We start from the raw sequence: 10,072 nt of genomic DNA on the forward strand, positions 1-10,072 counted from the left end.
CCGTGCTGGAAAATGCCTTCGCTCATATCGAGGATCGGCTGGCGTTGACCGTTGGAGCCGACAATGAGGCGCTCGGCATGCTCAAGCGCTATTGCAGCTTCCTGGAAGCAGGCCCGGCGCTGGTCTCGCCCGACCTCATCGGCCACGCCACCGAAACGATCGTCGACCTGATCGGCCTTGCGACCGGCGCCAAGGGCGAAGCGGCCGAACTGGCGGGCCTGCGCGGCCTGCGCGCGGCAAGGCTGCAAGCCATACTGCAGAAGATGAGGGATAATTTCGCCGATCCCGCCATTTCGGCGCAGGGCGTTGCCGGGCAATTGCGGCTCTCCGTTCGCTATGTCCATGACCTGCTGCAGGAAACCGGGGTGAGCTTTGCCGAGCGCATTCTCGAACTGCGCTTGCAAAGGGCGCATCGCATGCTCCGCGACAGGCACAATGACCGCATGCGGATCAGCGAGATCGCGCTGCTCAGCGGCTTCTCCGACGTCTCCTATTTCAACCGCTGCTTCCGCCGCCGATTCGGCTCGACACCGGGCAGTGCCAGGTAGTCTCGCCGGCCGCCAACCCCGCTGGATACACGACACGCCAATCGACTGAGGCCGAATGGCCACACCAGCCGGGAAAGCGCTGCGATGCTTTCCCCGACAATTCGGGTGCGGCCCAGCCCAAGACGCAGCCAGCGGACAATGCAACACCGGATTTCTCGACAACAGCTGGATCTCCGCAGCTCATTTATGCGGTGGGGAAGCAACATGGGGCAGCAGACAACAATGAAAACTCTTCTTCTCGCAACGGCCTTCATTCTCGCGCCGCTCGGTGTGGCGTGTGCGGCTGATATCAATGAGGTTTCGCCTGTTGCATCCGGCTACGACTGGTCCGGACTCTATGCCGGCGTCGACATCGGCTACGCGGCCGGAAAATCCAATCTGTTCATCGCCGGCGGCGGACTGGGCGGGGCCACCGATCTCAATGTCTCCACCGATCCGAACGGATTTATCGGCGGTGTCCATATCGGCGCCAATTACCAGATGGAGAACAGCTTCGTGATCGGCGCCGAGGCCGACATTGTGTACAGCAATATAGATGGGCTGACGGCCCTCGACGCCGGCGGCGGCGGTGTCACCACGTTGCTCAAGAGCGAACTCAAATGGTCGGGGTCGGCGCGGCTGCGCGCCGGCTATGCTTTCGATCGGACCTTGCCCTACATCACTGCCGGCGTCGCCGCGGCCAAGTATGAACTGATTGCGGTCAGCGCCGGTGGCCCTGCCGCCGAAGTAACGCTCCACAGCGACAGCCATGTCGGCTGGACCGTTGGAGCCGGCATCGAACACGCCTTTACCGACAAGTGGATCGCGCGGGCCGAATACCGCTACTCCGACTTCGGCAGCCAGGACCTCTCGGTGGCAGCCGGTCTGCCTACGGAAACCCATGTCGACCTCCAGACACAGGATATCCGGGTCGGGCTCAGCTACAAGTTCTGATCCGCTGAAGCTGCTGATCTCCCCCTTGAGGGGGGTGAGGGAGTGGTCCGCGCAGCGGACGGAAAGCCAATCGCTTGGCTTTCCGAACGACGAACGCCTGGAGCGAAAGCGAAGGGCCGGGTCCGGCAGGCCAGAGGGGGCGGTCCGGCTGGGCTCGGCCTGCTGTTGCGGATGACGTTGGCGCTTTACGCGCGGCGACCCCCTCTGTCGTCTCCGTGGCGCTTTGTTCTTGATCTCACGGTTAGTGGCACGCGAATAGGCGTCGAGCGGAGCCGCAGGGTCAGCGCCGGGCGAGGGGGGACGGCACAGACATCGGCGATCCTTGATGCTTGTCCATGAAATCCGCGAAGTCCAGAAGGATGCGGGCGGCGGGGCTCATGAACCGGGCAAGTTCCTTATTGTTTGTCTTGTCGTAGATAGACCCTGCCGAGGAAGGCCGGCTCGCCGGAGCGCCGGCCGCCCAATGAGCCTGCCACCAGCACGACAAGCGTCAGCAAGTACGGCAAAGTCATCATGAGATAGACAGGAACGTCGGCGCCTATGGCTTGTAGTCTAGGCACAAGCGCATCCGCGCTTCCGAAAAGAAGCGCACCCCAGAGAGCTCGAGCCGCGTTCCAGCGCGAAAAGATGACGAGCGCAACGGCAATCCAGCCGCGCGACGCGACCATTCCCTCCACCCAGACATGACTTGTGGCGACTGAGAGATAGGCTCCGGCGAGACCACAAAACAGCCCGGATGCCAGGACAGCCCCGAACTGAACCAGTTGCACGTCGATACCCGCGACATCCGCGGCGGCCGGGTTTTCCCCGACGGACCTCAACCTGAGGCCATGTCGGCTTTTGGAAAGCCACCACCAGAGCGCGCCGACCAGGGTCGGCAGCGCCAGCGTAACCGGGTCCTGCACCGCGAAAATGCGGCCGAATGCCGAACCGCGGTCTATCCCGAAGAGGTCGCCAAGTGTGGAAATGCCAGAAAAGGTCTTCTGCACGTAGGGTCGCCCCACGACCCCGGTGATGCCCAGTCCGATTGCGACGACGGCTAGGCCGGCGAGCGTATGATTGGCGCGCAAGGCGACTGTCGATATTCCAAACAGCAGAGCGAGAGCCATCGCGGCCGCTGAGCCGGCGGCAAGACCAACCCAAGGATCGGCTCCGGAAAGCACCGTCATCGCGCCGGTCATGGCACTGACCGCCATGAGCCCTTCCGCTCCAAGATTGAGAACGCCGGCTCTTTCGCAGATAATGAGGCCGAGGCTCGCCAGCAGCAACGGTGCCGCATAGCTCGGAATGATGGCAATCCAGCCGATCAGAAAATCCATGCAACTGCCCCTTCCTAGTTCTTGGGCCGTTTGAGCGAATAGGAGCTGAAGAACTGCGCCATCAAAATCGACATCAGTACCGCGCCTTGCATCAGCACGATCATCGCTTCGGAGATCGAGTAGAAAACCTTCAGGACATTCCCGGCGGTGAACACCGCGCCGAGCGCGAAAGAGATCACGACCACCCACAATGGCTTCGCGCGGGCCAGGTAGGCGATCACGATCGCGCTGAAGAGATAGCCGTTGCCGACGGACTGGTTGAGGCGGTGCTCCGTCCCCGCCACGATCATCATGCCGGCAACGCCTGAGAGAGCGCCGGAGAGCAGCACGAGCCCCACGGCTATGCTGAGCACCGGCAGGCCCGTGGCGAGCGCGGCCTTGGCGTTGAAACCTACAGCATCCGCGTAGAAGCCGACCCGGCTGTGTTCCATGACGAACCAGATGGACAATGCGATAACGGCGACCAGGAAGATTCCGGCATGCAACTGCCCCCATCCCAGAACGGGAAACCAGCTCGCCTCGGGAAAGGTGGCGGTCACGGGAAAGCTGTTGGAAGGGTCTCTCCAGACCCCGAACAGAAGATGCTGCACGAGCAGAAACGCGACGCTTCCCAGCAGCAGGGTCGAAATAACCTCGTTAACGCCCCACTTGAGTTTCAGAAAAAGCGGAATCGCAATCCAGGCGGCTCCCGCAAGCGCTGCCAGAACGAACATCGTCGGCAACCTCAGCACTTCAGGCCCGCTGCCGTTCAGCGCCACCCAGGTTGACGCGATCGCGCCGAGCCATAGCTGGCCCTCCACGCCGATGTTCCAAAACCGCACGCGCATGGCAACGCCGGAGGCGAGGCCGACTAGCACCAACGGTAAAGCGGCCGTCGCCGTCTGGGAGAGGCCGTCCGAGGTCAGAAAAGTTGCAATCAGGAACTCATCCACAAGAGCGCTTGCCGGCACGCCCGCATGCACGAGCAGCACCGCCGAAACCGTCAGCCCGACCAACAGTCCGCCAACATAACTGAGACTGGTCAACAAGAAGCCGGGATTTTGCCTGCGAACAAGGAAAGCTGTGTCAAGCATGGCCTGCTAAAAGGCCTCCTATCCATTCAGGCGTGACGTCGCCGGTCTGACGGCAGCCGACGATCCTTCCTCTGTTCATGACGGCCACCCGATGGGACAGGGACATGACCTCCTGGAGATCCTCGCTGATCAGAAGGCAGGCCGCGCCGGCTTCCACAGCTCCGCGGATCGCCGATCGGACGAACTCGGCCGCTTTCATGTCCAGCCCGCGAGAAGGGGAATGCGCTATGAGAACCTTCAGGCCGTGATCGAGCTCCCGCGCGAGCAACACTTTCTGCGCGTTTCCTCCCGAGAGCAAAGAGGCCGGCCGTTCCGGCGTCGCGCCGCGGATATCGAACGCATCGATGGCCTCGGCGGCCTTCTCGCGCATCGCCCGCCGGCTCAGGAGAAACGGACCGCCGAAGCTACCGCTGGCGACGGTCGTGAGCGCGAGATTGTCGGCAATGGAAAGCTCCCGGATCAACCCGCTGTCAAAGCGGTCGGAGGGGATGACGCGCAAGCCGGCCTCGCGGCGCTGGTCTGGCTTGGCGGTGGATATGTCCTGGCCATCCAGTACGATCGCGCCGGCACCGGCACGGTCGAGTCCGAGAAGGCAGGCAACGAGTTCCTCCTGCCCGTTTCCACCGACGCCGGCGATGCCAAGGATTTCGCCGACATGCAGCTCGAACCCGAGATCGTTCAGGCTTTGCCCGTGAGCGGTCGCCCGTGCGGAAAGCCTTTCCACGCTCAGACACACATCGCCCGGCCGAGATGACGGCCGGCCCGCAACCGTCAAGGCATCGCCGACCATCAGCCGCGCCACCTCCGCTTCGGTGACGTTCGCAACCCGCGCACCGTCAAGCACGGTCTCGCCGTGCCGCATGATCGTTACCCGGTCGCAGAAAGCGGCAACCTCCCGGAACTTGTGCGTGATCAGAACCACGGCGTGACCTTGCCTCGACAATCGCTGGGCAAAAGAGAGAAGCGTGCGCGCTTCCTCGTCGGTCAGCACCGCCGTCGGTTCGTCCATGACCAGAATTCGGGCGCCCAGAAGCATGACCTTGATGATCTCGGCGCGCTGGCGTTCGGCGATCGAAAGGTTCGCTACCAGCTTGTGCGGATCGACGGGCAGGCCGATCTCGCTCGACTTGGCGGAAACGATCGCCGCCGCATCGCTCAGCGTTTTCACAGCAGCCTTGCGACCGAAGCCGAGGAGAACATTTTCGGCAACCGTAAAACTCTCGACCAGCCGGAAATGCTGATGGACCATGCCGAGACCGGCGGCGGCGGCTTCCAGCGGGCTGCGCAAACTGATCGCTTCGCCGTCGATCGATTGGTCGCCCCCGTCAGCTACATAGACGCCGGCCGCCACGTTCATCAAAGTGGACTTGCCTGCACCGTTCTCACCGACGATGGCATGCACCTCTCCCCATTCGAGACAGAAGGACGCATCGCGGAGCGCGGCTTTGCCGTCAAACGACTTGCCTATGCCGCGCATCAACAGAGCCGCCGGCGTGCCCGGCGGTTGTCGCATGTCTCCTGCCTGCGGAAGCGCCGTCGTCATTACTTCGCCGGCATGGTGCCGATGACACCGTCGACGAAATAGTCCATCGACCAGAGCGCCGCATCGTCGACCTTCCCGCCGGCGTCGACAACGATGGTGCCGTCTTGCTTTTTCAGAGGGCCCTGGAACGGATCAAGCTTGCCGGTGATGATCTCCCGCTTTGCTGCCTCGACCTTTGCCTTGGTCTCCTCGGAAACCGAGGGGCCAAAAGGAGCGAGATCGACCACGCCGGCTTCAAGGCCTTCGAAGGCGCCGTATTCCTCGGGTTTCCAGTTGCCGTCGATGATCTCCTTGATCGTCGGCACAAGATATTTCTCCCAGCGGAAGATGACGGAGGTCTGGATCGTCCGCGGCGCGGCATGCGACATGTCGAGCTGAAAGCCTATCGAAGGAACGCCTGCCTTTTCGGCGGCGTCGAGCGCCGAGGTCGCGCTCAGATTCGTGGCGAGCACGTCGGCCTTCTGGTCGAGAATGGCCTGGGCGATCTGCCCTTCCTTCACCGGGTCCCACCAGGAGTTGGCGAAGACCGCGACCGTTTCGATCGTAGGATCGACCGAATGGGCCCCGAGTGCAAAACTGTTGATATCCCAGTTCACCACGCCGACCGGAAAGCCGGCGAGGATGCCGATCTTCTTCGTCTTCGTCGCCTGTCCTGCCGCGATGCCTGCAAGGTACCAACCCTGGTAAGTGCGGGCATAGAAGCTTTCCATGTTGGCCCCATTCTCCGTGCCCGAAGCACTGAGAAACGCCACATTCGGATAGGCTTTGGCCGCTTCGGCCATTGGGGCGCTGTAGCCATAGGTGGTGCCGATTATGATGTTGAAGCCGCGCTTGACGTAGAGATCGATCGCCGCGCGCAGCTTCGTGGTCTCTTCCGGTATGTTCTCCGTCACCGAGACAGGCACCTGTAGCTGTTCCTCCACGGCCTTGCGGCCGGCCTCGAGGGCTTCGTTCCATCCGCCGTCTTGCGCTGAACTTGCATAGATGAACGCGACCTTGGGCGACCCTTCCAGAGTAAAGGCATATGCGCCGGACGCAGCACAGGATGCGAAAACCGTGGCCGCCGCCGCGAACAGGCGAACTGAGCCGGACGGCATCGTGTTGCGCTCTTTCATTTCGTGGTTCCCCTTGTTTTCTTTGTTTTTCTCAGCCGGAAGCATGCCGCGCCCATGCAGCTTCCCTGCACGGTGACGATTGCCGCCGGAGCGTCTTTTTTGATTTGGCAAAAGCGAATTGGCTCTTGTGCAGTGCATAACAGCCGATTACGTTCGTTCATGCAACAAAAATAATCATGCTCATTTTTTGGGCATTTTGCACAGAAATGTGAACGATCAAATGAACACCGATGCTCTGGCATCATTTGTAAAAATCGCGGAACTGCGGTCATTGTCCGCCGCGGCGAAGTTGTACGGCCTGCCCAAATCCACGCTCAGTCTTCGGCTCAAGCAGCTTGAAGACGATCTGAAGGTCGCTCTGTTCGAGCGCTCCGGCCGTGTCCTGTTGCTCACGGAGGCAGGGCAAACCCTGCTCGGGCACGCGCGGCAGATACTGCAAAGCTGCGATACGGCGCGGGCCGCCGTGACGGAACTGAGCGACGACGTGACCGGAACCTTGCGGATCGGCGCCACGGGGGAGTTCGGCACGGCCTACTACACGCAGATGCTCATGGCGTTCAGAAAGCTCTACCCCAAGGTGGAAATCGAACTCACCTTCTTTTCGCCGCACGTTCTCTACGCGCCGGAGAGCCTCGATATGCTCGACGCCGTGATTTCATGGGACGAAGGTATCGAAGGCGGCGAAACGCTCTCCACCGCAAAATTCGCACTCTTTGCCAGCAAGAGTTATGTCGAGCGTGCCGGGATGCCACGAAAACCCGCCGATTTGGCGGAACACCAGGGCATTGTCTATCGCACCTCGGCGGGCCTGCAGCACTGGCGGCTACAGAAAGGTACCGCGCAGGAAAGTATCTTGCCGCGCAGCAACCTGATCGCCAACGAATACTGGACTATCAAGTACTTCGCCGTTGCGGGCGAGGGCATTGCCTATCTACCGCACTTCTTCACCACGATCGAGTGTGAACGCGGCCACCTCATTCCGTTGCTCGACACATGGGAGTCCGCGGAAAAGCGGGTCAGCATCCGCATATCGCGCCCGCACGCTCCGTCGCGTAAGATGACCGCGTTCATGGATGTCTGCGGCCGCTACTTCTCGCCCGGCTTCGTTTTCACGGGGCCGCGCTACTACGTCGAAACAATTTTCGATGCAAGCCAGCAAGAAAAGGGAACAGAAAAATGAAGGTCCTTGAAACCGGCAACGGCGCGCGTGCAATGAAAGGGGGAGGGCTCGACCCGCAGCGTGTCAGCTTCGACAAGATCCCGATCATTGATCTCGAGCCCATGTTCACAGGCGACGAGGCGGCCAAGCGAAAGCTCGCCCAGGAACTGCGCGAGGCCTGCACGGAAGTCGGCTTCCTCTATATCAAGAACCATCACGTTCCGAAGGATGTCATCGATGCCACGTTTGAGGTGGCGGAGGTGTATTTCGCCGAATCCGACGACGTGAAGATGGAGAATCACGTTTCCAATTCAAAGAATAATCGCGGTTATGCGGCAATATTGGAAGAGAATACGGATCCGACCGCGCGCGGAGACCTGCACGAATCCTATGATATTGCGTTGGATGTGCCAGCCGACGATCCGGACGTGAAGGCCGGCAAAGTACTCTACGGTCCCAACCAGTGGCCAGCGGGCAGGCCGGAGTTCCGAACGGCACTGGAAGCCTACCATGCCGAGATGCTGACGCTGAGTGGCCACCTGCTCCATGCCTTTGCTCTGGCTCTGGGGTTGGAGGAGACATATTTCGACCTGCTGGTCGGCAAGCCGCTCGCAACTTTGCGGGTGCTCCACTATCCACCGCAGTTTGGCGAGATCGATGACCGACAGATCGGCATTGGGGCGCATTCGGACTATGAGTGCTTCACGATCCTGGCCCAGAAGGATGGTATTTCAGCCTTGCAGGTACTGAATGCAACAGGCGAGTGGATTGCGGCCGATCCCGTCCCCGGCTGCTTCGTCGTCAATGTGGGAGATCAGATGGCGCGTTGGACCAATGACCTTTTCGCCTCGACCGTCCACCGCGCGGTGAACCGTTCCGGCAAAGAACGCTATTCGATCCCGTTCTTCTTCGGTCCAAACTATGATGCCGTGATCGAGGTGCTTCCCAGTTGCGTTGATGAGGATCATCCTGCGAAGTACCCCCCGATCACGTCGGGCGAATACGTCAACGGCCGCTTCAAGGCGACATTTGCGCACTATGCCGCGCAAAGCGAGGCCGGCGCCGAAACCGCGGCTTAAGCGGATAATCCCGTCATGCGCGGCCGCTCCTGTGGCCGCGCATCGCGTACCCGCCGTCCGTTGACCGAGATCAATATGATAGCACCCGCGATGGGTAGCGTCGGGTTAACTGGTTAGCCATGGAGTCACCAGAAGAACCCATTTCGGTTTGACGGTGGATGTGGCTAATTTTTCGGCTTTGAGGGCTTCGTGGAGCGCGGTCTTGCCGATTTGGGCTTTGAGCAGCAACGGAGCAGAAAACCTGCATAAGGAAGTCACGGCTCGTCGTCCGGGTCAGCGGTTTTCGGATCGCGTGGCGGGCCTCGGTTTCGGCTATGGCCGCGGCAAGGCACAGCCAGTCGGCGATGCTGAGGGGGTAATGTTTTCAGGGGGCATTTTGCCGGTGCCAAAATGGATGTCGCTCATGGTCTTACCCCTTGATGGTTGCGCGAGTGCTGAAGGTGAAAGTGTGGAGGGAGCACCACCGCCCGAAGCTGCGGCCTGGCCTCCCCACAAGGGGACCCTCAAGGGGGAGATCGGCCACCGCCCTTAAATCAGCTTCTCCAGCGTGATCGGCAAATCCCGCACGCGTTTTCCCGTCGCATGGAACACCGCGTTGGCAATCGCCGGCGCCACGCCGACAATGGCCAGTTCGCCAACGCCCTTGCCGCCGAGCACCGAGGAATGCAGGTCGGGGATGCCGACCGAGATCACCTCGATGTCGGGGATGTCGGCATTGGTCGGCACGAGATAGTCGGCGAGGTTGTCATTGACGATGCGGCCGTGGCGGCGGTCGACGATGCCTTCTTCCAATAGCGCCTGGCCGATGCCCATGATGATGCCGCCCTTCCATTGGCTTTCGGCAAGTTTCGGGTTGTAGAGCCGCCCCGAATCCAGCGCCGACACCACACGCGATACACGCACCGTGCCGAAGTCCTCGTCGACGCGCACCTCGATGAAATGCGCGCACCAGGAGTGGCGGGAATAGTCGCCCTCGGTGTGAGGCAGCGCCATGGCGATGGTGGTGTAGTTCTTGTAGCGCTCCTCTGGCGTCGAGTTTTCCGGCATGGTGTCGCCGGTGGCTTCGATGTGGTCGCGGCCGACGCTTTTGAGCAGTTCGGCGATCGAGACATCGGGGCCGTCGCCGCGCGGCGAAGCGATGCGGCCATTGGCGACGACCAGCGTGTTGGCCTGCAGCGCGTGGAAAGGCGACCGCGGATCGCTGATGGCAAGGCCCACCAACTGGTCGAGCGCTGAGCTCGCGGCCTTGTATACGGCGCCGGTCATGACGCCGGCCAGGCGCGAGCCGCCGGTGACGCCGGCG

Annotated in this window: 9 protein-coding genes; 4 read left to right on the top strand and 5 right to left on the bottom strand. The window is 61.5% G+C overall.

Features of this window, described 5'->3' with window-relative positions:
• Positions 1-548, top strand: a 548-nt coding sequence (locus EN964_RS13315) for a helix-turn-helix transcriptional regulator (protein ID WP_164775808.1), incomplete at its 5' end; no start/stop codon positions are given.
• Positions 549-770: 222 nt separating this feature from the next.
• Entirely contained in the window at positions 771-1,481 is a 711-nt protein-coding gene (locus EN964_RS13320) for an outer membrane protein (RefSeq protein WP_164748938.1), read from the top strand.
• A gap of 395 nt (positions 1,482-1,876) precedes the next feature.
• On the opposite strand, the gene EN964_RS13330 is transcribed toward EN964_RS13320, so the two are convergent.
• From EN964_RS13330 to EN964_RS13345, 4 genes are read right to left on the bottom strand one after another with little or no spacing between them, the layout of a single operon-like run.
• A complete protein-coding gene (locus EN964_RS13330; RefSeq protein WP_127270303.1) occupies positions 1,877-2,800 on the bottom strand; it encodes an ABC transporter permease in 924 nt (307 codons plus the stop codon).
• A gap of 14 nt (positions 2,801-2,814) precedes the next feature.
• On the bottom strand, positions 2,815-3,873 hold the full coding sequence (locus EN964_RS13335) for an ABC transporter permease (protein ID WP_127270302.1): 1,059 nt from the start codon (positions 3,871-3,873) through the stop codon (positions 2,815-2,817).
• On the bottom strand, positions 3,866-5,416 hold the full coding sequence (locus tag EN964_RS13340) for an ABC transporter ATP-binding protein (protein WP_127273104.1): 1,551 nt from the start codon (positions 5,414-5,416) through the stop codon (positions 3,866-3,868). The genes EN964_RS13335 and EN964_RS13340 overlap by 8 nt, the downstream gene beginning before the upstream one ends.
• Positions 5,416-6,531, bottom strand: coding sequence for a BMP family ABC transporter substrate-binding protein (locus tag EN964_RS13345; RefSeq protein ID WP_164748937.1), 1,116 nt, complete (start codon positions 6,529-6,531; stop codon positions 5,416-5,418). Before EN964_RS13345 ends, EN964_RS13340 begins: the two co-directional genes overlap by 1 nt.
• 220 nt (positions 6,532-6,751) lie before the next feature.
• Between EN964_RS13345 and EN964_RS13350 the strand changes: the two genes are divergently transcribed.
• Together EN964_RS13350 and EN964_RS13355 are read left to right on the top strand one after the other, a co-directional pair.
• Positions 6,752-7,711 (top strand): LysR family transcriptional regulator, encoded by a 960-nt coding sequence (locus tag EN964_RS13350; RefSeq protein WP_127268795.1) that lies wholly within the window; start codon positions 6,752-6,754, stop codon positions 7,709-7,711.
• Positions 7,708-8,769: an isopenicillin N synthase family oxygenase gene (locus EN964_RS13355; protein ID WP_164748936.1), complete on the top strand. Its 1,062-nt coding sequence runs from the start codon at positions 7,708-7,710 to the stop codon at positions 8,767-8,769. Before EN964_RS13350 ends, EN964_RS13355 begins: the two co-directional genes overlap by 4 nt.
• A 528-nt stretch (positions 8,770-9,297) precedes the next feature.
• Here the strand turns inward: EN964_RS13355 and EN964_RS13360 are convergent.
• Positions 9,298-10,072 (bottom strand): xanthine dehydrogenase family protein molybdopterin-binding subunit (locus EN964_RS13360; RefSeq protein WP_164775809.1); only part of this gene is annotated, 775 nt, incomplete at its 5' end.

The organism is Mesorhizobium sp. M7A.F.Ca.CA.001.10.2.1, from assembly GCF_003998575.1.
Lineage (GTDB): Bacteria > Pseudomonadota > Alphaproteobacteria > Rhizobiales > Rhizobiaceae > Mesorhizobium.